Below are 23,575 nucleotides of genomic sequence, written 5' to 3'. Positions count from 1 at the left end.
CGGAGCCGGTCAGCGGCCCCAGACGGTCTCGGCGACGCGCCGTACGTTGCCCCCGGCCAGCTTGGCCACGTCCGCTTCGGAGTAGCCGCGGTCGAACAGCCACCGGATCATATTGCCGACGGCCTCCGCGGGGTTCTCACAGCCCCGTACGTACTCGACCTCCTCGTGCGGCGGCAGTTCGGGGGCCTTGCCGTCGTGCGCGTCGTCCTTGCCGAAGAGCGGGGCGAACGTCCGGTGCCAGGCCGTGTGATCGCCGAAGTTGGTGTCCGGCCCGAAGGCCACATGGTCGATGCCGACCAGATCGATACAGCGCTCGATGTGTTCCATCACCGAGTCCAGATCGTGCCGGGGGTGCCTGGCGGTGACGGTCGTGTGCGGCGCCGCCTCGACGCCGATGAACCCGCCGGACCCGGCACAGGCCCGGATCACATCGTCGGGCTTCATCCGCGGGGTCGGCCACAGCGCCCGGGACCCGGCATGGGTGATCACCACGGGGGCGGTGGAGCGGCGCACGGCGTCCAGGGCCGTCGCGTCCCCGCTGTGCGAGACATCGACGATGATCCCGAGGTCGTTCATCCGGCGCAGCGCCCGGCGGCCGAGCAGGGTCAGACCGGTGTCCCCGGCGTCGGCGAGCCCCGAACCCAGCTGGTTGCTCTCGCTGTAGACCAGGCCGAGCAGCCGCACACCCAGGCCGTAGAGCAGATCGAGCCGGTCGACGTCATTGCCGATGGGGGAGGCGGACTCCAGGGTCAGCACCACCCCCACCTGGTGGCCGGCCCGCGCCCGGTCGGCGTCCTCGAGGGTGCGGACGGGCGCCACCAGCCGCTGATGGGCGAGGTCCGCCTGGCGCATGGCCAGATCGCTGACCGCGTCGTCCCAGTCCCAGGGGGCGTGGGAGCGGATCATGCTCACCGCGGCCGGGCCGCCGTCGAAGAACAGGTCCACCCCCGAGTGGGCGATGCCCTCGTAGGGGATCGACTCCCGGCCCTGGCGGCGGTACGCGGCGAAGTCGCCGGGATCCGCCGGGCGCAGCGAGAGGTGGTCATGGGCGGAGATCACCGGATGGCGCTCCTCGAAGTCCCGCGCGCGGACCTCGACGTCCTGGCTCCACTCCAGCGCGGCCCCGGGGACCCGTCCGAGCGCGGGCGCCAGCTCGAAGGCGCGGTAGTCCGCCCCGGGCTCCAGATACTGGTACGAGCGGTAGGAGTCCCACAGCTTCAGGCGTCGGGCGGTCTTGGCGGGCAGGGGGAGTTCGGTGCTCATGAGGTGACCTTCGACAGGAACGTACGGGTGCGGTCGTGTGCGGGAGCGCGCAGGAGCTGCTCGGGAGCACCCTCCTCGACGATCCTGCCGTCGTCCATGAAGACGATCCGGTCAGCGATATCGGCGGCGAAGCGCATTTCGTGCGTGACGACGACCAGCGTCATGCCGTCGCGCGCCAGGTCCCTGATGACGTTCAGGACCTCCTGCACCATCTCGGGGTCCAGGGCGGAGGTCGGCTCGTCGAAGAGCATCACCTTGGGGCGCATCGCCAGGGCGCGGGCGATGGCCACCCGCTGCTGCTGGCCGCCGGAGAGCTTGTCCGGATAGCTGTCCAGCTTGTGGGCGAGCCCCACCCGGGTCATCAGCTCCACGGCCCGCGCGTCGGCCGCGGCCTTGGAGAGCCCGAGCACCCGGCGCGGGGCCTCCACGATGTTCTCGCGGGCGGTGAGGTGCGGGAACAGATTGAAGCTCTGGAACACCATGCCCATCGCCGAGCGCTGGGCGGCCAGCTCCCGGGGGCCGAGGTCATGCAGGGTACGTCCGCGCAGCTGATAGCCGATCACGCTGCCGTCGACCACCACCACGCCCTGATCGGGCACTTCGAGGTGGTTGACACAGCGCAGCAGTGTGCTCTTCCCGGATCCGGAGGGACCGATCAGGCAGACCGTCTCACCTCGGTGGATATCCAGGGAGATACCGTGCAGCACCTCGGTGCCGCGGAACGACTTGTGGATCCCGCGCAGGGAGACGATGGCCTGCGATTCCATTTGCGATGCCGCGGTCATACCGAGTGCTCGATCCTCTTCGCTTTCCCGGCCTTGTCGGCCGAAATCAGGGTGTGTCGTCCCAGACGTCGTTCCAGGCGCTGCTGAAGAAGAGTAATGGCGCCAGTGATGATCATGTACCAAATGGCGGCCACGATCAACAGTGGAACGGTCTGGAAGTTCTTGGCGTAAATCAGCTGGACCGAGTAGAGCAGGTCGGCCAGGGTGATCACGCTGACCAGGGAGGTGGCCTTGAGGAGAGATATCAGCTCATTTCCCATCGGGGGGACGATCACCCGCAGCGCCTGGGGAAGGGTGATGCGGAAGAAGATCTGAGCCGGCGTCAAACCCAGTGCGGACGCCGCCTGACGCTGTCCATCCGGCACGGCCAGCAGCCCGGACCGGATCAACTCCGCGATGTAGGCGGTCTCATGGAGGGTCAGGCCGATGATCGCGGCGGTCAGGGGTCCGATGACGCTGTTCGAATCGAAGGTGACGAAACGCGGCCCCCAGGGAATGCCGAGGGACAGCGTCGGAAAAAGGGCCGCGAGGTTGTACCAGAAAAGCAGCTGCACCAGCATCGGAATGCTGCGGAAAACCCAGATGAAGGCGGCCGCGACATTGGACATGAGCCGGGAGCCGCCCATGCGCATCAGCGCGACCACGGTGCCGCAAACCAAAGAGAGCACCATGGTCACCGCGGTCATTCCAATACTGACCCCGATGCCCTTCATCACCCGGATCTCGAAGAAGTATTTGCCGACGGTTTCCCACTCGAAACGAGGGTTGGTGAATATCGTGGTGATCGCCATCGCGGCCAGTACCAGCACGATCGCATTGGCCACCAGAAGTCCGGGGCGCCGTCGCTTCACGCGTTTGAGCACGGACGGCTCGGGTAGTGCATCGACGTTCAGGACTTTGGTCATGATGTGCCTTCGGACGGTCGGGTCGCGGCAGAATTACCGCATCCTAAAACCGCACCCACGGGAGTCCGGCAACAGTTGACACAGAACGGTCAACCGTAAACGCGGGAATGCGTCCGTCCGCCCGCAGCGGCCGGGCGGGCGGACGGACGCGCGTTGGCGGAGGGCGCTCCGCCGGGGCTACAGCCCCTTTTCGAACGGGAGCGGGCCGATGGTCTCCGGATCGGCCGAGACATCGAACAGCGGGGTGTAGCCGGTGGCCAGATACAGCCCGCGCGCCTCCGGCTGGCGGGGCCCGGTGGTGAGGTGGATCCGGCGGTAGCCGCGCTCGGCGGCCGATCGCTCCAGCTCCGTCACCACCCGGCGGGCCAGCCCGCGCCGCCGGTGGCCCGAGTGCGTCCAGATCCGCTTGAGCTCGGCCGTCCGCTCGTCGTACCGCCGGTACGCGCCCCCGGCGACCGGCTCACCGCCGTCCAGCAGCAGAAGCAGCTCCCCGTGCGGCGGGGCGAACTCCTCGGCCGGATAGCGGTTCAGCTCACCGTCGGCCGCCCTGCCGTAGCGGGTGGAGTACTCATGCGCCAGCTCGCGCAGCAGCGGCTCGACCCGCGGGTCGTCCACGGCCACCCGGACCACCGTCAGCTGCGGCTGTGGCTGCGGCTCGGCCACGGAGGTCATCAGCGCACCGCCGCGAGGGACCGCGGGCCCCGGTCCGCGCGCTCGGCGTCCCGCTTGGCGACCTCTTCGCGGACGATCGGGATGACATGGCGGCCGAAGTCGATCGCGTCCCCCAGCAGGTCGTAGCCGCGCGCGGAGAGGATGTCCACGCCCAGGTCGTAGTAGTCCAGCAGCGCCTGCGCCACCGTCTCCGGCGTGCCCACCAGGGCGTTGGAGTTGCCCGCGCCACCGGTGGCGGCGGCGGTCGGGGTCCACAGCGCCCGGTCGTAGCGCTCGCCCGCCTCGGCGATCGAGATCAGCCGCTGTGAACCGGCGTTCTGCGGAGACGCGGCTTCCGGGGTGCCCCCGCGGTGGTGGCGCACGGTCGTCGCCTCGCCCCGCTCCTTACGGGCGCGGATGGCGTCCACCGTGCGGTGCGCCTTCTCCCAGGCCAGCTTCTCGGTCGGGGCGATGATCGGCCGGAACGCCACCTGGATCCTCGGCACATCGCTCCGCCCGGCCGCTGCGGCGGCCGCCTTCACCGCCGCGATCTGCTCGGCGGTCCGCTCCAGCGGCTCCCCCCACAGGCAGTAGATGTCGGCCTCGGCCCCGCCGGCCGCGTAGGCCGCGGGGGAGGAGCCGCCGAAGGAGACACCCGGGCGCGGCCGCTGGACCGGGAAGACATCGCTGACGAAGTCGTGGAAGCGGTAGTGCTCGCCCTCGTGGTCGAAGGGCTCATGGGTGGTCCAGATCTTCTTGACGATCCGTATGTACTCGCGGGTGCGCGCGTAGCGCTCGTCCTTGGTGAGGGTGTCGCCCTCACGCCGCTGCTCATGGTCGTTGCCGCCGGTGATGAAGTGCACCGTCAGCCGGCCGTCGCTGATCTGGTCGAGCGTGGCGAACGTCTTGGCGGCGTACGTCGGATAGGAGACGTTGGGCCGGTGGGCCAGCAGGATCCGGAGCCGGTCCAGCCTGGCGGCGATGTACGCGGCGGCGGGCGCGGGATCGGGCGAGCCGGAGCCGTAGGCGAACAGCACCCGGTCCCAGCCGTGGTCCTCATGGGCCCGGGCGAGCCGCAGGGTGTACTCCTTGTCGAAGGCCGCGCCGGAGCGCGGCCCGGTCTCGGAGCCGTCGTTGGTGGCGGCGATGCCGAGGAACTCCACGGGCATGGGGTGACCTTTCGGAGGGCGAGGAAGCCGAGGAAGGTGAGAAAGCGGGAAGCGCCACGGACCCGGAAAGCGGCACTGGCCTACCGGGGGTGATGGCGCGTCAGACGCGGGAAGCGACGGGCGAGGGGCCCGGGATCAGAGGAGGGCGGCCGGTCGGACGGCCCGCTGCCGGGTCAGCCGGAACAGGAGGCGGACCACACCCGACCGAAGTCGATGTGGTCGCGGGTGACCAGGGGCAGCTCAGTCCTCACCCGCATCATTCAGCACCTCGGGGGCGCGTTCCGTCAACCGCTGTCCATATGGTGACCCGTATGCGCCCTGTCGCGACAAAGCCGCCCGTATCCCCCGCCGCCGTGCGGGTGGGCGGGGATACGGGCGGCCGGGAAGGTGACCTGGGCCGTAGGCCCTCTTTCAGCGGCCCGCCACCGGCTCCGGTGTGCCGGGCCGCTCCGCGGTGGTCGTGCGCCGGTCCGGACCGCGGCCCGGCAGCAGCGAGGCGACCGCGAGCGCCACCAGCGCGGCGCCGCCGCCGATCGCGAAGGCGGTGCGGAAGCCGCTCAGGGACGGGAGCTCGACGGGCCCGAACGCGGTGGTCATATGGGCGAGGACGACGCCGACCACCGCACTGGCGGTCGAGGTGCCGATGGACCGCATCAGGGTGTTGAGCCCGTTGGCCGCGCCCGTCTCGGACACCGGCACCGCCGACATGATCAGCGCGGGCATGGCCGAGTACGCGAGGCCGATCCCGGCGCCGATCACACACGAGATGACCACGATCTGCCATACGGCGTCCATCAGGAAGATGCCCATGCCGTACCCGACGGCGATCACCCCGGCGCCGAGCATCAGCGATGTCTTGGGGCCCTTGGTGGCCGTGATCCGCGCGGACAGCGGGGAGATCGCCATCATCACCAGACCGGACGGGCCCAGGCACAGTCCGGCGGTCATCATCGACTGGCCCAGTCCGTACCCCGTGGCCTCGGGCATCTGGAGCAGCTGCGGCAGCACCAGCGACATCCCGAACATCGCGAAGCCGATGACGATGGAGGCCAGATTGGTCAGCAGCACCTGACGTCGCACGGTGGTGCGCAGATCCACCAGCGGCCCGGTCACCCGCAGCTCCCACCGGCTCCACAGCAGCAGCACGACCACCGCGCCGCCGAACAGCCCGATGGTGGTCGTGCTGCCCCAGCCCCAGTCGGCACCCTTGGAGATGGCCAGCAGCAGACAGAGCAGTCCGGCCGACAGCCCGACGGCGCCCACCAGGTCGAACCGCCCGCCGCCGCGCACCGGGGACTCCGGTACGAGCGCCAGCACCAGTGCGATCACCACTACGCCGAGGCTCGCCGAGACCCAGAACAGCACATGCCAGTCGGCGTGTTCGGCCAGCGCCGCGGCCCCGGGCAGACCGAGGGCGCCGCCGACGCCCAGTGAGGAGCTCATCAGGGCCATCGCCGAGCCGAGCCGTTCGGCGGGCAGTTCATCGCGCATGATGCTGATGCCGAGCGGGATCACGCCCGCGGAGAAGCCCTGGAGCGCACGGCCGACGATCATCGGTGCGAGGGCGTCGGAGAGCGCGCACACCACCGATCCGACCACCAGCATCGCCAGGCTGAGCAGCAGCGTCCGCCGCTTGCCGTACATGTCGCCGAGCCGGCCCAGCACCGGGGTGGCCACGGCGCCGGCGAGCAGGGTGGCGGTGATCGCCCAGGAGGCGTCCGAGGCCGAGGTGTGCAGCAGTTCCGGAAGGTCCGGGACCAGCGGCACCACCAGGGTCTGCATCAGGGAGACGACGATCCCGCCGAACGCCAGGACGGCGACCACCGTGCCGGAGCGCGGCGGGTGGGCGGTCATCGCCGCTTCGGGGGCATCGGGGGTCGGAGGTGAGGAAGTCACGGTGGTCCTTCGTCGGGGCATGGCCGATTCACATCAGTGCGGCAGCAGTGTCGCATAATTTTGTGTAACTGGTACGTCAAATATGGCCGCCCCGGTCCCCGCTCGGCTCCTCGGCCATGTCGCGGTAGACCTCCCGCAGTTCACGCTTGAGGATCTTGCCGCTGGGATTCTTCGGCAGCGCCTCGGTGAGCCGGACGAACTTGGGCACCTTGAACCCGGCGAGCCGCGCCCGGCAGTGGGTGAGGAGCTCCTCCGCCGTCACCTCATGGCCCGGTTTGGCCACCACCACCGCGGTCACGGCCTCGATCCAGTACGGATGCGGCACCCCGAACACCGCGACCTCCGCGACCGCCGGATGGGCATGGACGGCCTCCTCCACCTCGCGCCCCGAGACGTTCTCCCCACCGCTGTTGACCATGTCCTTCTTGCGGTCGACGATCGTCAGGCAGCCCTCCTCGTCCAGCACCCCCAGATCGCCGCTGTGGAACCAGCCACCCCGGAACGCCTCCGCGGTGCGCTCCGGGTCCCGCCAGTAGCCGAGCATGGTGTGCGGGCCCCGGTGGACGATCTCGCCGACCGTGCCCGGCTCCACCGGCCGGTCCGCCTCGTCCACCACCCGCGTCTCGACGTTCAGCGCGGCCCGCCCCGCCGAACCGGCCTTGCGCTCCTGGTCGGCCGGGCCCAGCACGGTCGCGATCGGGGACATCTCGGTCTGGCCGTAGAAGTTGTACAGCGCCAGCTCCGGCAGCCGTCGGCGCAGCTCGGCCAGCACCGCCACCGGCATCGGCGCCGCCCCGTAGTACCCCTTCCGCAGCGACGACAGATCGCGGGTCCCGAACTCCGGATGGCGCAGCAGCGCGATCCACACGGTGGGCGGGGCGAACAGCTTGGTCACCCGCTCGGCCTCGATCGTGGCCAGCAACGTCGCCGGGTCCGGGCCCGGCAGCACCAGACAGGTGGCGCCCAGCTGGATGTCGGGGGTGAGGAAGGCATGCAACTGGGCGCAGTGATAGAGCGGCAGCGCATGGATCTCGACATCGTCGGCCGACATCCCGCCGTCCACGATCGCCGTCTGATACTGAGCGATCAGATTGCGGCTCGTCATGATCGCGCCCTTGGGCCGCGACTCGGTTCCCGAGGTGTACATCAGCTGGACCGGGTCGTCGTCCTCCAGGGCGGGATCGGGCACCGGATGCTCCTGCTCCGCGCCCAGCGCGGCGAAGTCCTCCCATCCCTCGCGCCCGCCTCCCAGCGCCGCGCGGAGCGCGATCCGGGGCGGTGCCGCCTCGGCCAGCGCGCCCTCGGCCACATCCAGCAGATCCGTGCCCGCGATGATCCCGACCGCTCCCGAATGGTCCAGGACATACGCCACTTCGGCCGTGGTGAGCATGAAGTTGACCGGCACCGAAACCGCGCCCAGCCGGGCCAGCGCGAAGTACGCCACCACGAAGCCGTGGGAGTTGCGGGCGAAGAGCACCACCCGATCGCCCCGGGCGATGCCCCGCGCCGCCAGGGCCCCGGCCGTCCGGCTCACCAGCGCGTCCAGCTCGGCGTAGGTCTGGCGCAGCGGTCCTTCGACGATCGCCGTCCTGGCGGGCAGCCGGGCCGCGGTGCGGGCCAGCAGATCGGCGATGCCGTGGCGGCGGGCGCGCACGATGTCCACGGGCAGGTCGGATGCGGTCATCGTCGGGTCTCCCGGGGCTCGGACGGGCCGGACAGGGCGTCACGCTGGCACGGCGCGGGGCGGCGTTCAAGGCCCCGGGCGGCCCGAGGTCCAAGGCGCCGGCGGCCACGAGGTTCACGGCCTCGGACGGCCACGAGGTTCACGGCGCCGGACGGCCACGAGCGGCGCCCGAGCGGCCTTGCGTAGCCTTGGGGCCTGGTACGACGGGGGCGAGCGAAAGGACACCGGATGGCCGGGACCGCGGAGGGTACCGTCCGCAGGGGACGTGGGCGCCCGCCCCGTCTGTCGCGCGAGCAGATCGTCCGCAGCGCCGCTGAGCTCGCGGTCCGCGAGCCGGAGACCGCGCTGACCGTCAAGAGGGTCGCCGAGGCGGTCGGCTCCGCCCCCATGGCGCTCTACCGCTACTTCCCCGACCGCGACGACCTCCTCCAGGCCGTGGCGGACCGCGTCCTGGCCGAGGCCCAGCACCGGGACCCGCCGGGGGACACCTGGCAGGAGCGGCTGCGCGCCTGGATGCACAACAGCCGCGACTATCTGCTGCCCTACCGCCAGCTGCTCCCGTATATGGCCGCCACCCAGCAGCCCGCCCGGATCTCCTCCCTGGTGACCCTCACCCGGATGCTGCGCCCCCTGAAGCTGACCGAGGACGATCTCGCGCTGGCCGTGACCCTCATCGGCTCCACCGTCATCGGCCACGCGGTCTACGAGACCCACCGCGGCCCGGTCTCCGCCCGCAAGCTGGACGCCCTGAGCGAGGCGCTGGCGGTCTACCCCCCGGACGAGCGGGAGGTGGTGGCCCCGCTGCTGGCGCGGCTGCCGCGGGCGCACAGCAGGCTGTACGACGTGGTGGTGGACCGTACGGTGGCCGCCGTCGAGGCGCTGGCGGCGGAATGACCCGCCCCGGGGACACGCGCCCCGGAACGGGTCACCACCATGGGCCGACGGGCAGCGCCCCGAAGGGGCGCGGGGAACTGCGCGACCAGCCACGACGGCGCCGCAGTCGGCCGACGACGCATCGCGGCACGTCCCGCGGAGCGCTTAGCCGGTGCACTCCATGGACGCCGGGTCCGCCGCGTCGCGGATCAGCGCCTGATGGGCCTGGCGCAGCCGCTTCACATCGGGCTTGATCTCCTTGCGGTCATAGGTGAGCAGCCCGTTGAGCTCGCCCTCCACATCCGTGATCTGGGTGTAGACGGCTCCGCTGCTGCCGTTGCACGCGACCAGCCCGCGCACCTTGTCCAGCAGCTTCAGATACTCGTCGGTGTACTGATCCTTGTCCACGCCGACATAGGTGTGCTGCACGGGCCAGGCATGCCCCGGGACGGCCAGGCCAAGACCGCCGTACTCGCCGGTGACCCCCGCCCGTGAGGCGTCCGGGCGCGGATCGCCTGGGCCGGGGTAGGCATGGATGTCGGCGAGGTCGCCGTTGCCGGTGTCGTTCCAGCCGCTGGCGCCGTTGATGAGCCGGCTGGGGTCCCAGCCCTTCGCGAGCACCGGCACCTTCGGGCCGCCGTACTGGCCCCAGCCCTCGTTGAAGGTCACCCAGATGACGACCGACGGACTGCTGATGTGCTGGTCGATCATCCGCTTCATCTCGTGCTCGTACTGCGCCTGCGCCTTCTCGGACGGGGTGACCGTGTTCATGGCGGGCATGTCCTGCCACACCATCAGACCCAGCCGGTCGGCCCAGTAGTACCAGCGGTCGGGCTCGACCTTGATGTGCTTGCGCACCGAGTTGAAGCCCATGCTCTTGTGCATCTTCAGGTCGTACGCGAGGGCCTCGTCGGTCGGCGCGGTGTGCAGGCCGTCGGGCCAGAACCCCTGGTCGAGGGTGGCCATGGAGAAGATCGGCTTTCCGTTGAGCACGGTGCGCTTCTTGCCGTCCACCTCCTTGACGGCGATGCTCCGCATGCCGAAGTAGCTCTCCACCCGGTCCGCCGAGGCGCCCCGTCCGACCGTCACCTTCAGTTGGTACAGATGAGGATCGTCGGGGGACCACAGGTGCGGGGAGGGCACGGGGACGGTCAGCGGCTTCCCGGTGCGCCCGGTGGCGGTGCCGACCACGCGCCGTCCGTCGTAGGCGGTCGCGGTGACCGGGACGCCGTCCCGCACCCCGCGGACCTCGGTGGTGAGGGCCTTACCGGGGACGTCCGGGGTGAGCTTGAGGGTGTCCACGTGGTCGGTGGCGACCGGCTCCATCCAGACGGTCTGCCAGATCCCGGAGGAGGGGGTGTAGAAGATGCCGCTCGGGTCGAGCCGCTGCTTGCCCATCGGCGGGTTCTCGCCGTCGGCCGCGTCCGTCGGGTCGTAGACGCCGACGATCAGCTCCTGGGTGCGGCCCGGCCGCAGGGCGTCGGTGACATCGGCGCTGAACCGGTCGTAGCCGCCGCGGTGGTCGGCCACCCGGGTGCCGTTCACATAGACCTCGGCCTGCCAGTCGACGGCGTCGAAGTTCAGCCGCAAGCGCTTTCCGTCGCCGACCTTCCAGTCGGCCGGGACGGTGAAGGTCCGCCGGTACCACATGCGGTCCTCATGCCGCTCCACACCGGAGAGCTTGGACTCCACCGGGTACGGCACCAGGATCCGCTCCTTGAGCTTCTGCCCGACCGGGGGCTTCTGGCCCTCCTTCGCGGCGGCGAACTCCCAGCTGCCGTTGAGGTTGCGCCACTGATCGCGGGTCAGCTGCGGGCGCGGGTACTCGGGGTGGGCGTTGTCCGGGCCGACGTCCTTGGCCCAGGGCGTGCTCAGCTGATACGTCGACTTGTTGCCACCGAAGGAGACATACGGGTCGATGGCGCCGTCGCCGTCCTCGAGACCGCCCTCGCCGTCGTAGCGCACGACGGCCTCGCCGCCGCGGCCGACCACCGGCTCCTTCAGGGAGAGCAGCAGCCGGGACGGATCGGCCGCGTCCAGCCGGGCGCGCCCGAGCGGCCAGGCCGCGCCGCCGATGACGGCGGACAGATGCGACGTCAGATCGGCCGGGGGAGTGGTCAGGGGCCGGGCGAAGTCCAGCAGCAGCGTCCGGCCGTCGGGCTGGACGGCACTGGCCACCGGGCCGTCGTAGTCGAAGTCGGCGGGCAGCCGGAAGGCGGACTCGGGCACGGGCGCCTTGGCCGCGCCCGGCGGGGTCCAGGCCAGGTGGAAGTTGGAGCCGCCGTAGTGCTCGAAGTACTCGACCTTGATGTCATACGCCTTGCCCGCGGTGAGCTCGACGGGCTGGGAGGTCTGCTCCTTGTCCCAGTCGTCCACCCAGTGGTCGATGACCGGTTTGCCGTCGATCCACAGCCGGAAGCCGTTGTCGGCGGTGATCGAGAAGGTGTGCGCACCGGAGCGCTCCGGTGTGATCTGGCCGGTCCAGCGGACGCTGACGTCGTCGGACCGTCCGGTGGTGGCCTGCAGCCGCGGCTCCAGATTGCCGAAGTCGAGGGCGGGGTCGAGGCTGGTGGCCTTCAGTTCGTGGAAGTCGAAGGCCCCCGGGGCGGACTGGAGGTAGTAGTCGCCGCGGAGGCCGTGGACGACCGAGGGGTCGTCGGAGGGGGTGTCGGCCGCGGCCGGACCTGGAGCGGTCAGCAGACCGAGCGCGCCAAGCGCCAAGGTCACGGTCGCGACCACGGATCTGGCGAAAGATGAACGGAAACGCACATGTCCTCCTTGCTGGAGCAGCTTTTGGGGCTGCTGCTGGGACAAGTGGGGCGCCGCCATTGCGCCATCCCCAACAGAACCTGTCAATAGTGAACGCAAGGCAACAGCCCGGCTGTTGGGTACTGAGCCTTGACGGGAATGCGCTTTCTTTCTAGCGTGCTTGTTCATAGATGTGACCAATATTCAACAAGCTGCACTGAGGAGGCCCGTGATGGGGCGACGGATCGTGGTGTCGGGCGGCGGTACCGGCATAGGACTGGCGACCGCGGAGACCTTCGCCGCCGAAGGCGACCGGGTGGTCATCCTCGGACGCCGCGCCGAGGTGCTGCGCACCGCGGCGGACAAGCTCAACGCCGCGTACGGCGCCGACCTGGTCACCTGGACCAGCGCGGACCTCAGCGACCCGGAGCAGACCCGGCGCGCCGCCGAGTTCATCACCGCGGACGGTTCGGGCGGTGATGTCGATGTCCTCGTCACCAACGCCGGCGGCAATGTCGCGCCCTCGAACGACGGCACCCTCGAAGGCATCGCCGGTCAGTACCAGCGGAACTTCGAGGCCAACGTGCTGACCGCGGTGCTGCTCACCGAGGCGCTGCTGCCCCACCTCACCCGGCCCGGCGGCCGGATCGTCCACCTGTCCTCGGTCGCGTCGCTGCGCGGCCCCGGATCGTACGGCGGCACCAAGGCCGCGCTGCACACCTACACCTTCGAGCTGGCCAGGCGGCTCGGCCCGGAGGGCGTCACCGCCAACGCGGTGGCCCCCGGCTATGTCGAGGACACCGAGTTCTTCGGCGAGCGCGGCACCCCCGAGTTCATCGCCCAGCAGATCGGGCAGACGCTCACCGGACAGCCCGGGACGCCCGTCGAGATCGCGGCCGCCATCCGCTATCTGGCCTCCCCGGAGGCCGCGTATGTCACCGGCCAGGTGCTGCACATCAACGGCGGGGCGCAGTACGGCCGCTGACCCGGCCTCGCCCCGGGCCCGGGGCGGGAAATCGGATGCGCGCTAGGGCCGGACGGCCCTGGAGCAAGGGCCGCGCAGCCCTGCCGCCGCGTTCCAGCCATGGTCCACTCTGGTCCTCCACACAGGTGGGGGGAAGACGGACGGACGGCCGCACCGAAGGAGTCAGCTCGCTGACTCCAAACCATCTTCGGGCGCGGCCGCCCGTCCGTCCTGCGTTACCGCTGCTTCACCACGCACCAACGCAAGGGGGGACTCATGTCCGCACACACCGTCCGCATCGGCGCGGCGCTCGCCGCCGGCTGCGCGATCGCCCTGCTGTACCCGGCCACACCCGCCGGTGCCGCGGGTTCCGTACACCTTTCCAAGATCTACTACGACTCTCCCGGCACGGACAACCGGAGCAACTCCAGCCTCAACGGCGAGTACGTCCAGATCAAGAACTCCACCTCGCGCGGGGTCAGCCTCAAGGGCTGGGTGCTCGTCGACGCGAGCAACCACAAGTACACCTTCCCCGGCTACACCCTCGGCGCGGGCAAGACCGTGACCGTCCGGACCGGCTCCGGCTCCGACACCTCGGCCACCAAGTACCAGGACCGCCGGGCGTACGTCTGGAACAACGACCGCGACAAGGCCACCCTCCGCAAAACCGGTGGCTCCACGGTCGACACCTGCTCGTACAACAACAGCCGGGTCGACTACACGAACTGCTGAGCGCGCGCCGCGCGGGGGCGCGGCGCAGCCGGTGAAGTCCTCCGGCCCGGACCACAATGGGGGTGTCGAGGAGGAGAGCCGGTGATCGGCCGTGTCGGACTGGGTGTGGGAGTACGAGGGCTACGAGCCCGCCGAGGAGCGGTTGCGGGAGTCGCTGTGCACGCTCGGCAACGGCTATGCCGCCACCCGGGGCGCGGCCCCCGAGACGGCCGCCGATGACACCCACTACCCCGGCACCTATGTGGCGGGCTGCTACAACCGGCTGACCTCGGTGGTCGGCGGACGCCAGGTCGAGAACGAGGACATGGTCAACCTGCCGAACTGGCTGCCGCTGCGCTACCGCGTCCGCGACCCGGACCGGCCCGCGGGCCCCGGCGGCTGGCTCACCCCCGACGGGGACGAGCTCACCGGCTACCGGCAGACCCTCGACCTCCGGCACGGCACCCTCATGCGGCGGCTGCGGTTCACCTACGGCCACGGCCGGGTGCTCCACGTCGAGCAGCAGCGCCTCGTCCACATGGGGGATCCGCATCTGGCGGCCCTGCGCACCACCTTCCGGGCCGAGGGCTGGTCCGGCACCGTCGAGCTGGAGTCGGGGCTCGACGGTGCCGTGGCCAACACCGGCGTGGCCCGCTACGACGCGCTGGCCGGCCGCCATCTCATCGACCATCGCACCGGCGCCGCGGGCCCCGACACCGTATGGCTGAGCTGCCGCACCACCGGCTCCGAGGTGCGCGTGGCCATGGCCGCGCGCACCCTGGCCGTGCGCGGTGGGACGCCCACCGGCACCGGGCAGCGGCTCACCCACAGCGCCGCGCTGCGCACCCTGGCCGTGCCGCTCGCGCCGGACGCCCCCGTCACCGTCGAGAAGACCGTGGCGCTGTACACCTCCAAGGACCCCGCGATCAGCGATCCGGCCCAGGCCGCCCTCGACGGGGTCGCCCGGGCACCGGAGTTCGGGAAGCTGCTCGCCTCCCACCGCACGGCATGGGAACACCTGTGGCGCGAGGCCGCGTTGGAGGTTCCCGGCGAGCCGGGCCACGTCCTGCGGCTGCACCTGTTCCACATCCTCCAGACGCTCTCGCCGCACACCGCGGAGCTGGACGTGGGCGTCCCCGCCCGGGGGCTGCACGGCGAGGCGTACCGCGGACATGTCTTCTGGGACGAGCTGTTCGTGCTGCCGTATCTGAACCTCCACTTCCCCGAGGTGTCCCGGTCCCTGCTGCACTACCGCCACCGGCGGCTGCCCCAGGCGTGCCGCGCCGCCGCCGACGCCGGGCGGGCCGGGGCGATGTACCCCTGGCAGAGCGGCAGCGACGGGCGCGAGGAGACCCAGACGCTGCATCTGAACCCGCGCTCCGGCCGCTGGCTGCCGGACAACTCCCGGCTGCAGCACCATGTGGGCTCGGCGGTGGCGTACAACGTGTGGCAGTACTGCCAGGCCAGCGGCGACACCGAGTTCCTGCACACCAAGGGCGCGGAGATGCTGCTGCAGATCGCCCGCTTCTGGGCGGACACCGCCGTTCTCGATCCGGAGCGGGGGCGGTACCGCCTCCGCGGGGTGGTCGGGCCCGATGAGTACCACGACGGCTACCCCGGCGCCGACCGCCCCGGGATCGACGACAACGCGTACACCAACGTCACCGCCGCCTGGGTGCTCGACCGGGCCCTGGAGCTCGCCCGCACCCTGCCCGAGCCGCGCCGCCGCGAGCTGTTCGAGCGGGTGGGCCTGGACCGCGCGGAGCCGGAGCGCTGGGAGGACGTCTCACGGCGGCTGCTGGTCCCCTTCCACCAGGGCGTCATCAGCCAGTTCGACGGCTACGGGGAGCTGGCCGAGCTCGACTGGGACGGCTACCGTGCCCGCTACGGCGACATCCGCCGGATGGACCGGATCCTGGAGTCCGAGGGCGACTCCGTCAACCGCTACCAGGTCTCCAAGCAGGCCGACGCGCTGATGCTCGGCTATCTCTTCGGCCCCGCCGAACTGGCGGGCCTCTTCCGGCGGCTCGGCTACGCCCTGGACGACGACATCTGGCGGGCCACCGTGGCGTACTACCTGTCCCGGACCAGCCACGGCTCGACCCTCAGCGAGCTGGTGCACGGCTGGGTGCTGGCGCGGGCGCGCCGGGCCGAGGCATGGCGGCACTGCCAGGAGGCGCTGCTGGGCGATGTGGCGGACGTCCAGGGCGGCACCACCGGCGAGGGCATCCACCTCGGCGCCATGGGCGGCACCCTCGATCTGGTGCAGCGCGGGCTGACCGGTCTTGAGACCCGCGAGGACGCCCTGTGGCTGGATCCGGTGCCGCTGCCCGAGCCGTCCGGGCTGCCGGGGTTGTCGGAGTATCGGTTCTCGATGCGCTACCGCGGTCACTGGGGCGTCGCCCTGCGGGTGCGCGCCGGGCGGCTGTGGATCAGCGTGCCGGACTCCGAGGAGTGCCCGATCGAGGTGCGGCTCGCCGACCGTTCGCTGACCGTGGCGCCGGGCGAATCCCGCTGGGTTCCGCTGCCACCGGGCTGAGCCCGCGCTCCCGCCCGGCCGGTCGCCGGTCGGCCCGCTCAGCCGAGGCCGGGGACCACCATCGCCAGCCAGACGACCGGCGGCACCGCGACCACCATGATCCCGCCGTAGATCATCAGCTGCCGGAAGAACCGGTCCCGGTCCACATCCGGCGCGTTGGCCAGCACCAGCGCCCCGTTGGTCGAGAAGGGGCTGATGTCGACGACGGTCGCCGACACCGCGAGGGCCGCGATCATCCCCACCGCGCCGATATCGCCCTGGGCGAGGAAGGGAACGGCGAGCGGGATCAGCGCGCCCATGATGCCCACCGAGGAGGCGAAGGCGGAGACGATCGCGCCGATGTAGCAGAGCAGCAGGGCGGCGAGCAGCGGAATCCCGATGTCGCTGACCGCCTTGCCCGCGTAGTCGATGGTGCCCATCTCGTCCAGCACCCCGACATAGGTGAGCACACCGCAGATCAGCAGCACGGTGGGCCAGGTGACCTCGTTCACCGCCTTCTTGCCGTGGTCCGGCCAGAAGACGCTCAGGGCCACGGCGAGGCTGATCGAGGTGAGCCCGGCGTCCAGGTCGAAGGCGAGCACCGCGACCACCAGCGCCACCAGCGCGGCCAGGGTGGCGATACGGGCCGGGGTGAGCCGGCCCTCCGCGCCGGCCGGTGCCTCCTCCGCCCCGGCGTCCCGCTTCTCGTCGGCGACGGCGGTCCTGGGGAGCTTCAGCCCGCCACAGACGACGAAGACGACGGCGGCGATGATCAGGTTGACCACCAGGCTCGCGAGGAACAGCGTGATCTCGTTGCCGGGGAGCTTCTCCCGGTCCACGATGCCGTTGACGATCGATCCGTAGATGCTGATGGGGGAGAAGCCGCCGCCCTGGGAGCCGTGCACCACCATGGCACCCATCAGCAGCGGGCTGATCTGGTACCGCGCGGCGAACGAGAGGGCGAGCGGGGCGACGATCGCCACCGCCGCCGGGCTCACCGCCCCGATCGCGGTCAGCGCCGCGCTGATCGCGAACATCACCCACGGGATCAGCGCGACCCGCCCGCGCACCAGCCGGATCGAGGCGTGCACCAGCCAGTCCGTGGTGCCATTGGCCCGGGCGAGGGCGAACAGATACGTCACCCCCACCAGCACCACGAACAGATCGCCCGGGAACCCGGCGAAGATGTGGTCCGCGCTGAAGTCGGCGACCAGCTCGCCCACGCCGAAGGCGGCGGCGAAGGACAGGGCGCCCATGTTGATCGACCGGGTGGTGGCGATGACGAAGACCACCACCAGCACGAGTATCGAGATCAATTCGTCGGACATCGAGCGCTCCCGTCACGGGGAATCGGTCGGCGGACCGGGGACGGTCGGGCCAAGTGGCCTGCTGGCTGACTCACGTTGAGGGCCCGGCGGTTCGGCCGTCAAGACATCGGTGGCAGATTGGCTCAGCCAATTGGCCAGTTATCCACAGGGCCGCACAACCACCACACCGCCCGGCCACCCGGTGCTACGCTGCGAATCGGGGCCATCACAAACCGCGATGGGGGGAGCCCGTATGGTCGAGGACGCGCTGCGCCCGATGAACCGTCAGCGCCTGTACGAGCAGGTGCTGGAGAGGCTGCGCGCCTACGTCGAGGAGGGCGGTCTGAAGGCGGGCGACCGGCTGCCCACCGAGCGCGAGCTGGCCCAGCGCCTCGGCATCAGCCGCGCCTCGGTCAAGCAGGCCATCGTCGTCCTCGAGGTGCAGGGGCTCGTCGAGGTGCGCCAGGGCGGCGGGATGTGCCTGCTGCGCGACAGCCTCGACACCGAGCCCGTCGAGCGGCTGGTGGAGCGCCGCCGCAGGCTGCCCGATGTGCTCGACGCCCGCGAGGCGTTGGAGACCAAGCTGGCCGAACTCGCCGCCGAGCGCCGCACCGACGACGATCTCATCGCCCTCCAGCAGGCCCTGCACTGGATGGAGGATGAGATCGAGTCCGACCGCCATGGCGTCGAGGGCGACCGCCGCTTCCACGCCGCCGTCACCGCGGCCGCGCACAGCCCGCTGCTCGCCGAGTTCATGCGCTCGATCGCCGACCAGATCGCGGAGAGCCGCGAGGAGTCGCTGCGTCAGCCCGGCCGCCCCAGGCGCTCGCTCGCCCAGCACCAGCGCATCCTGGACGCCATCGCCGAGCGCCGCCCCAAGGCCGCCGCCGCGGCCATGCGCCGCCATGTCCGCACGGTCGCCCAGGTGCGGCTGCTCAACTGGAATCCGGACGAAGCCCCTTGAGTCCGCGGCGCCATCCTGCCCGACCGTGACCGATCACGGCTTTGGTCTGGACTTTCCCCGGTGGCTCGCTAGGCTCTGCGCGATCGACCCGTGAAAGCGCTCTCACCTGCCCAGCAGAAGGGGAACTTCCATGAGACGGAAGCCCGTTGTCCGTGCCGGACTGTCCGCACTCCTCGTCCTCGGCGCCCTCTCGGGCGCCGGCGGGGCCTTCTCGACCGCCGCCGCGGCATCCGGCGCCGACGCCCCTGCGGCGAAGCCCGCCCCTGCGGCGAAGCCCGCCGCCGCGGCGGCGCCGTCCGCCACCCTCGTCCGCGCGCTCGGCCGGGACCTCGGCCTGACCGCGGACCAGGCGCGGGAGCGGCTGGGCCAGGAGGCCGCCGCCATGAGGCTGGAACCCAAGGCCAAGCGCGCCGCGGGCGCCTCCTACGGCGGCTCGTGGTTCGACACGGGCAGCGGGAAGCTGGTCGTCGGCGTCACCAGCGCCGAGCGGGCCGCGTCGGTACGGGCCACGGGCGCCACCACCCGGGTCGTGAAGCACAGCGCCGACGCGCTCGACGCCGCCAAGGCGCGCCTCGACAAGAAGGCCCGCAAGCAGGCCGCCCCGGCCGGGGTGAGCGGCTGGAGCACCGACCCCCGCGCGGGCGCCGTCGTGGTCCGGGTCCGCCAGGGGAGCGAAGACGACGCCGCCGTGCGGGCGTTCCTCCGCGCGGCGAAGCGCTCGGCCTCCGTCCCGGTCACCGTCGAGAAGGCCCCCGCCCAGGCGCCGACGACCTTCGCCGCCGGCACGGTGGGCGGCGACCCGTACTACACCGGCAACGTCCGCTGCTCCATAGGCTTCTCGGTCCAGGGCGGCTTCGTCACGGCCGGGCACTGCGGCCAGGCGGGGGGCTCCGTCAGCGGCTGGGACGGCTCGTATATCGGCAACTTCCAGGGCTCCTCCTTCCCCGGCAACGACTACGCCTACGTCAGCGTCGGCAGCGGCTGGTGGACCGTGCCGGTGGTGCTCGGCTGGGGCACCGTCCCCGACCAGCTGGTCCGCGGCTCCGCCGAGGCCCCGATCGGCGCCTCCATCTGCCGCTCCGGCTCCACCACCCACTGGCACTGCGGCACGGTCCTGGCCAAGAACGAGACCGTGAACTACAGCCAGGGCGCCGTGTACCAGATGACCAAGACCAGCGTATGCGCCGAGGGCGGCGACTCCGGCGGCTCGTTCATCAGCGGCGACCAGGCCCAGGGCGTGACCTCGGGCGGCTGGGGCAACTGCTCCAGCGGCGGCGAGACCTGGTACCAGCCGGTCAATGAGATCCTCTCGGTGTACGGCCTGCGGCTGCACACCGCCTGACGGGGCGATACGGCGACAAGGCGATACAGCGATACGACGACGGGGCGGGCCCGGCGGCCCGCCCCGTCGTGTCGCTCCGGCGGCTACCCCGGGCGGTGCGCCGAGAGCCGGTGCGGGTCGTAGCCGGGGATGGTGCCATCGGCCTTGGCGACCAGGAACAGCCCGGCCATGCCCATGTCGGAGTGGCTCTGGACATGGCAGTGGTACATCCAGGCGCCCGCGCCGACGTGCTCCCCGGCGATCACCTGGAAGCCGAAGGAGTCGGCGGGCCCGGTGATCTTGTTGTCGATGACCCGGCTCACGTCCTCCGGGCCCTCCAGCAGCCCGGTGCGGTTGTCCGCCCACCGGTGCCCGTGCATATGGAAGGTGTGGTAGTACTCGCCGTGGGTGATCATGATGATCTCGACGCGGTCGCCCACCGTGGCCCGGAACTCGGGGGCGTCGTGCCCCGCCTTGTTGTTGATCGTCATGTCGTTGAAGACGATCGTGAACTGCTTGTCCGGCAGGATGTCGCCCGCCCGCCGGACCACCACCGGCCCGTACAGCCCCTTCCGGAGGCCGCCGGTGCCGTGCGGGGTGCCCACCGCGTGGTCGTGGTAGTGCCAGTAGCCCGCGCTGCCCGGCCGCCAGGTGCCGTCGGCGCGCTTGCCCGGCACGTGGGTGCGCCAGGTGTAGGTGCGGGTGCCGCCCGGCTCCACGGCGCTGCGGTTGAGCTGGGTGCCGTCGCTGGCGACGTCGTAGTCCAGGCCGTGCACATGGAGGCTGGCCGTGACGTCCATGGTGTTCTCGAACTCGATGTGCAGGGTGTCGCCCTCGGTCAGCTCGATCAGCGGACCGGGGATGCTGGCCTTGCCCTTCTCGAGTCCGTACCCCATCTGACCGTCCGGCAGCTTTTCCGCGTAGAGCTTGAGATGGCGGACCGTGCCGCCCGCGGTCGCCGTTCTGACCCCGCCGGACGGGGCCTTCGGCGCCTTCGCGGCGGCGGAGGGGGTGAGGGCCAGCGGTCCGACGGCCGCGGCGGCCGCGCCGCCGGTGAAGAGCCGTCTGCTGAGACCGCGTCTGGAGGTGAAGCCGGGTGCGTCGCTCATCGTTCTCCCAAATCGCTGTGGATCCTCTGCCGTTGACGATGCGCAGATGCCCCGGGGTGTTTTCACGGTAGCCGGAGGACGCTCGTTCATCCACACTCAGGACAAAGTTCGTTGAGTTGCGGTCATAGCTATTGGCGACTTGCGAAAAGCCGTCTAGCTTCCTTCAGCGGTGTTATAGGTACGTGAGAGGGATGGGTGACCAATGCGGGACATACCGTACCAAATACCCTCAAAGAGGCGAGGGCTGACAGTCGGTCGGCTGCGAAAGAGACGCGCGGGGGTGGCGGCACTGCTCTTCGGCGCCCTCACCGCGACCCTGCTCGGCGGGACCCCCGCCAGCGCCCGGCCCGAGGATCGTGCGCCACTCACGCTGCCGTCGCCGCCCGGCGGTGACAACGTCCGGGTCCTGGTGTTCCACGGTGCGGCCGGGGACGAGCCGGCCACGGTGAACGCGGGCATCGAGGCCATCGAGCGGATCGGCAACCAGGGCCCCGCGGCGACCCGCTTCACCGTCGACGCCACCGCCGACGCCTCGGTCTTCACCAAGCCCAGGCTCGGCAAGTACAACGCCGTGGTCTTCCTGACCGGCTCCGGCGATGTGCTCGACCCCGAGCAGGAGGCGGGGCTCGAGTCGTACATGGAGGCGGGCGGCGGCTTCCTCGGCATCCGTGACGCGGCCCGCAACGAGCCGTACTCCGACTGGTTCAGCGGGCTGATCGGCGCCCGCCCGGCCACCACCAGCCCGGCCACCGCCCAGCGGGCCGTGGTGGAGGTCGGCGACCGCGTCCACCCGGCCACCAAGGAGCTGCCGCTGGAGTGGAAGCGCACCGACACCTGGCTCAACTGGAAGGACAACCCCTCCGGCACCGTGCACACCGTGGCCCGGGTCCGCGAGTCCAGCTACCAGCCGGGCGCCGGCGCCAACGGCGCGGACCACCCGATCTCCTGGTGCCGTGACTACGACGGCGGCCGCTCTTTCTACACCGGCATGGGCGGCACGGTGTCCAGCTTCCAGGAGACCGACTTCCGCGCCCATCTGCGCGGCGCGCTGCTGTGGACCACCCGGCTCTCCCGCGCCGACTGCAAGGCCACCATCAACGCGAACTACAAGGCCGAGCGCGTCACCAAGCCCAATCAGCCGGGCCAGTCCGACCAGATCGGCGAGCCGCACGGCCTCGTCACCGCCAAGGACGGCCGGGTGCTGTACATCGGCCGGGGCGGCGGCGACAACAGCGCGCCCGTGGTCACCGACTGGAACAACCCGGACATCGGCAAGGGCCAGGGCCAGATCCATGTCTACGACCCGGCCACCGGCAAGGTGACCCTCGCGGGCGCCCTGACCGTCTTCGGCAACAAGGGCGGCGGCGATGAGCTGATCAAGGTCGAGGAGGGGCTGCTCGGCATCGAGCTGGACCCGGACTTCCTCACCAACGGCTGGGTGTATCTGCACTACACCCCGCACTCCCGGATCAACCGGGACACCCAGATGGCCGAGCGCCGTGTCTCCCGGTTCACCCTGGACCTGAAGACCAACAAGCTGGACCTGGGGTCGGAGAAGGTCCTGCTCTCCTGGCCGGTCCAGATCCACAGCTGCTGCCACGCGGGCGGCGGGATGAGCTGGGACTCCAAGGGCAATCTCTACATCGCCACCGGGGACAACAACTCCTCCCAGTTCAGCGACGGCTACTCGGGCAACAACCCGCAGCCGAACTACAAGGGCGTCTCCTTCGCCGACGCCCGCCGCACCGCGGGAAACACCAACAACCTCAACGGCAAGATCCTGCGCATCCACCCCGAGGACGACGGCACCTACACCCTCCCCGAGGGCAATCTCTTCACCGGCAAGGAGCCCGACGAGGGCGGCGGCAAGACCCGTGGCGAGATCTATGTGATGGGGGTGCGCAACCCGGCCCGGATCTTCGTGGACCAGAAGACCGACATCCTCTACGCGGGCTGGGTCGGCCCCGACGCGGGCGAGCCCAGCACCACCTGGGGCCCGGCCAAGTACGACACCTTCGCCGCCATCACCAAGGCGGGCAACCACGGCTGGCCGTTCTGCATGGGCAACAAACAGCCCTACCGGGACCGCAATCTGCCCGACCCCAGCAAGCCGCTGGGCTGGTACGACTGCGACCACCCCAAGAACGAGTCACCCAACAACAACGGTCTGGTGAACCTGCCGCCCATCACCGGGAACACCATCTGGTACTCGCCCCAGGGCGGCGCCCCCGACTATCCGCGGGACGCGAACGGCATTCCCAGCTACAAGGCCTCGGAGGCCAAGTTCCTGCTGCCGTGGCTCAAGGGCGGCGGCCAGGCCACCATGAACGGCCCGGTCTACCGGTACGACGCCACCAGCAACTCCACCACCAAATGGCCGCAGTACTGGGACGGCAAGTGGTTCGTCGGCGACTTCTACGACGCCGACCAGCCGCGCCACGCGGTGCTGACCGACCCGAAGACCGTCGGCAAGGGCGGGCTGCCGGTGCACGCCGAAACCCTCAAGAAGATCATCCCGGTGGGTGCCGACGGCATCCGCAACCTCATGGACTGGAAGTTCGCCCCGGACGGCTCGCTCTACGTCCTCGACTACGGGCGCGGCTTCTTCACCTCCGACTCCAAGTCGGCGCTGTGGCACATCACGTACACCGGTGGCGAGCCCACTCCGCTCGCCCAGGATCTGGCCAGGAAGGCGGAGTGACCGTGA

At 70.7% G+C, this 23,575-nt stretch carries 17 protein-coding genes; 7 read left to right on the top strand and 10 right to left on the bottom strand.

The genetic code is table 11. From position 1 onward, the window contains the following. Nucleotides 1–9: 9 nt before the first annotated feature. The 7 genes from JK364_RS06350 to JK364_RS06320 form a co-directional block, all read right to left on the bottom strand. Nucleotides 10–1,263, bottom strand: a complete 1,254-nt coding sequence (locus JK364_RS06350; RefSeq protein WP_201848254.1) for a dipeptidase — start codon at nt 1,261–1,263, stop codon at nt 10–12. Further along, nucleotides 1,260–2,030 carry an amino acid ABC transporter ATP-binding protein gene (locus tag JK364_RS06345; protein WP_230991326.1) on the bottom strand — a complete coding sequence of 257 codons (771 nt, stop codon included), beginning with the start codon at nt 2,028–2,030 and terminating at the stop codon, nt 1,260–1,262. Before JK364_RS06345 ends, JK364_RS06350 begins: the two co-directional genes overlap by 4 nt. Before the next feature lie 14 nt (nt 2,031–2,044). Next, nucleotides 2,045–2,953: an amino acid ABC transporter permease gene (locus tag JK364_RS06340; RefSeq protein ID WP_201848252.1), complete on the bottom strand. Its 909-nt coding sequence runs from the start codon at nt 2,951–2,953 to the stop codon at nt 2,045–2,047. Between the two features lie 177 nt (nt 2,954–3,130). After that, entirely contained in the window at nt 3,131–3,625 is a 495-nt protein-coding gene (locus JK364_RS06335; RefSeq protein WP_201848250.1) for a GNAT family N-acetyltransferase, read from the bottom strand. After that, nucleotides 3,625–4,773, bottom strand: a complete 1,149-nt coding sequence (locus JK364_RS06330; protein WP_201848248.1) for an LLM class flavin-dependent oxidoreductase — start codon at nt 4,771–4,773, stop codon at nt 3,625–3,627. Before JK364_RS06330 ends, JK364_RS06335 begins: the two co-directional genes overlap by 1 nt. Before the next feature lie 411 nt (nt 4,774–5,184). After that, nucleotides 5,185–6,627 carry an MFS transporter gene (locus JK364_RS06325; protein WP_201848949.1) on the bottom strand — a complete coding sequence of 481 codons (1,443 nt, stop codon included), beginning with the start codon at nt 6,625–6,627 and terminating at the stop codon, nt 5,185–5,187. A gap of 118 nt (nt 6,628–6,745) precedes the next feature. Continuing rightward, nucleotides 6,746–8,353 carry a fatty acyl-CoA synthetase gene (locus JK364_RS06320; RefSeq protein ID WP_201848246.1) on the bottom strand — a complete coding sequence of 536 codons (1,608 nt, stop codon included), beginning with the start codon at nt 8,351–8,353 and terminating at the stop codon, nt 6,746–6,748. Between the two features lie 228 nt (nt 8,354–8,581). Between JK364_RS06320 and JK364_RS06315 the strand changes: the two genes are divergently transcribed. After that, nucleotides 8,582–9,247 (top strand): TetR/AcrR family transcriptional regulator, encoded by a 666-nt coding sequence (locus JK364_RS06315; protein WP_201848244.1) that lies wholly within the window; start codon nt 8,582–8,584, stop codon nt 9,245–9,247. Between the two features lie 144 nt (nt 9,248–9,391). Here JK364_RS06315 and JK364_RS06310 read toward each other — a convergent pair whose 3' ends face one another. Next, nucleotides 9,392–11,995, bottom strand: a complete 2,604-nt coding sequence (locus tag JK364_RS06310; protein WP_201848242.1) for a PA14 domain-containing protein — start codon at nt 11,993–11,995, stop codon at nt 9,392–9,394. 211 nt (nt 11,996–12,206) lie between these two features. Between JK364_RS06310 and JK364_RS06305 the strand changes: the two genes are divergently transcribed. From JK364_RS06305 to JK364_RS06295, 3 genes are all read left to right on the top strand, one after another. Next, nucleotides 12,207–12,959, top strand: a complete 753-nt coding sequence (locus tag JK364_RS06305; RefSeq protein ID WP_201848240.1) for an SDR family NAD(P)-dependent oxidoreductase — start codon at nt 12,207–12,209, stop codon at nt 12,957–12,959. 255 nt (nt 12,960–13,214) lie between these two features. Further along, nucleotides 13,215–13,670: a lamin tail domain-containing protein gene (locus JK364_RS06300; protein WP_201848237.1), complete on the top strand. Its 456-nt coding sequence runs from the start codon at nt 13,215–13,217 to the stop codon at nt 13,668–13,670. Nucleotides 13,671–13,761: 91 nt separating this feature from the next. Continuing rightward, nucleotides 13,762–16,188 carry a glycoside hydrolase family 65 protein gene (locus tag JK364_RS06295; RefSeq protein WP_201848235.1) on the top strand — a complete coding sequence of 809 codons (2,427 nt, stop codon included), beginning with the start codon at nt 13,762–13,764 and terminating at the stop codon, nt 16,186–16,188. Nucleotides 16,189–16,226: 38 nt separating this feature from the next. Here the strand turns inward: JK364_RS06295 and JK364_RS06290 are convergent, their stop codons facing one another. Next, the gene (locus tag JK364_RS06290) at nt 16,227–17,495 is read right to left on the bottom strand and encodes an SLC13 family permease (protein ID WP_201848233.1); all 1,269 of its coding nucleotides are present in this window, start codon (nt 17,493–17,495) and stop codon (nt 16,227–16,229) included. Nucleotides 17,496–17,727: 232 nt separating this feature from the next. Here JK364_RS06290 and JK364_RS06285 point away from each other — a divergent pair, with 232 nt between their 5' ends. Both JK364_RS06285 and JK364_RS06280 read left to right on the top strand, forming a co-directional pair. Then, nucleotides 17,728–18,438, top strand: a complete 711-nt coding sequence (locus JK364_RS06285) for a FadR/GntR family transcriptional regulator (protein WP_086879577.1) — start codon at nt 17,728–17,730, stop codon at nt 18,436–18,438. A 130-nt stretch (nt 18,439–18,568) separates the two neighbouring features. After that, complete coding sequence (locus JK364_RS06280; RefSeq protein WP_201848231.1) at nt 18,569–19,780, top strand: S1 family peptidase; 1,212 nt, start codon at nt 18,569–18,571, stop codon at nt 19,778–19,780. Nucleotides 19,781–19,863: 83 nt separating this feature from the next. Here JK364_RS06280 and JK364_RS06275 read toward each other — a convergent pair whose 3' ends face one another. Then, nucleotides 19,864–20,868 (bottom strand): multicopper oxidase domain-containing protein, encoded by a 1,005-nt coding sequence (locus JK364_RS06275; protein WP_201848229.1) that lies wholly within the window; start codon nt 20,866–20,868, stop codon nt 19,864–19,866. A gap of 202 nt (nt 20,869–21,070) precedes the next feature. On the opposite strand from JK364_RS06275, the gene JK364_RS06270 reads away from it, so the two are divergent. Further along, on the top strand, nt 21,071–23,569 hold the full coding sequence (locus JK364_RS06270; RefSeq protein WP_372461913.1) for a ThuA domain-containing protein: 2,499 nt from the start codon (nt 21,071–21,073) through the stop codon (nt 23,567–23,569). Nucleotides 23,570–23,575 lie beyond the last annotated feature (6 nt).

The sequence above is a fragment of the Streptomyces endocoffeicus genome, assembly GCF_016741935.1.
In the GTDB taxonomy this organism is placed as follows: domain Bacteria; phylum Actinomycetota; class Actinomycetes; order Streptomycetales; family Streptomycetaceae; genus Streptomyces; species Streptomyces endocoffeicus.
The sequence above is the reverse complement of the archived record's forward strand: the minus strand, read 5'-3'. Positions and strand labels throughout refer to the sequence as shown.

Excerpts from the sequence above, each read along its gene's own strand:
- JK364_RS06350 (WP_201848254.1), bottom strand. The coding sequence starts at position 1,263 with ATGAGCACCGAACTCCCCCTGCCCGCCAAGACCGCCCGACGCCTGAAG.
- JK364_RS06345 (WP_230991326.1), bottom strand. The coding sequence starts at position 2,030 with ATGGAATCGCAGGCCATCGTCTCCCTGCGCGGGATCCACAAGTCGTTC.
- JK364_RS06340 (WP_201848252.1), bottom strand. The coding sequence starts at position 2,953 with ATGACCAAAGTCCTGAACGTCGATGCACTACCCGAGCCGTCCGTGCTC.
- JK364_RS06335 (WP_201848250.1), bottom strand. The coding sequence starts at position 3,625 with ATGACCTCCGTGGCCGAGCCGCAGCCACAGCCGCAGCTGACGGTGGTC.
- JK364_RS06330 (WP_201848248.1), bottom strand. The coding sequence starts at position 4,773 with ATGCCCGTGGAGTTCCTCGGCATCGCCGCCACCAACGACGGCTCCGAG.
- JK364_RS06325 (WP_201848949.1), bottom strand. The coding sequence starts at position 6,627 with ATGACCGCCCACCCGCCGCGCTCCGGCACGGTGGTCGCCGTCCTGGCG.
- JK364_RS06320 (WP_201848246.1), bottom strand. The coding sequence starts at position 8,353 with ATGACCGCATCCGACCTGCCCGTGGACATCGTGCGCGCCCGCCGCCAC.
- JK364_RS06315 (WP_201848244.1), top strand. The coding sequence starts at position 8,582 with ATGGCCGGGACCGCGGAGGGTACCGTCCGCAGGGGACGTGGGCGCCCG.
- JK364_RS06305 (WP_201848240.1), top strand. The coding sequence starts at position 12,207 with ATGGGGCGACGGATCGTGGTGTCGGGCGGCGGTACCGGCATAGGACTG.
- JK364_RS06300 (WP_201848237.1), top strand. The coding sequence starts at position 13,215 with ATGTCCGCACACACCGTCCGCATCGGCGCGGCGCTCGCCGCCGGCTGC.
- JK364_RS06290 (WP_201848233.1), bottom strand. The coding sequence starts at position 17,495 with ATGTCCGACGAATTGATCTCGATACTCGTGCTGGTGGTGGTCTTCGTC.
- JK364_RS06285 (WP_086879577.1), top strand. The coding sequence starts at position 17,728 with ATGGTCGAGGACGCGCTGCGCCCGATGAACCGTCAGCGCCTGTACGAG.
- JK364_RS06280 (WP_201848231.1), top strand. The coding sequence starts at position 18,569 with ATGAGACGGAAGCCCGTTGTCCGTGCCGGACTGTCCGCACTCCTCGTC.
- JK364_RS06275 (WP_201848229.1), bottom strand. The coding sequence starts at position 20,868 with ATGAGCGACGCACCCGGCTTCACCTCCAGACGCGGTCTCAGCAGACGG.
- JK364_RS06270 (WP_372461913.1), top strand. The coding sequence starts at position 21,071 with ATGCGGGACATACCGTACCAAATACCCTCAAAGAGGCGAGGGCTGACA.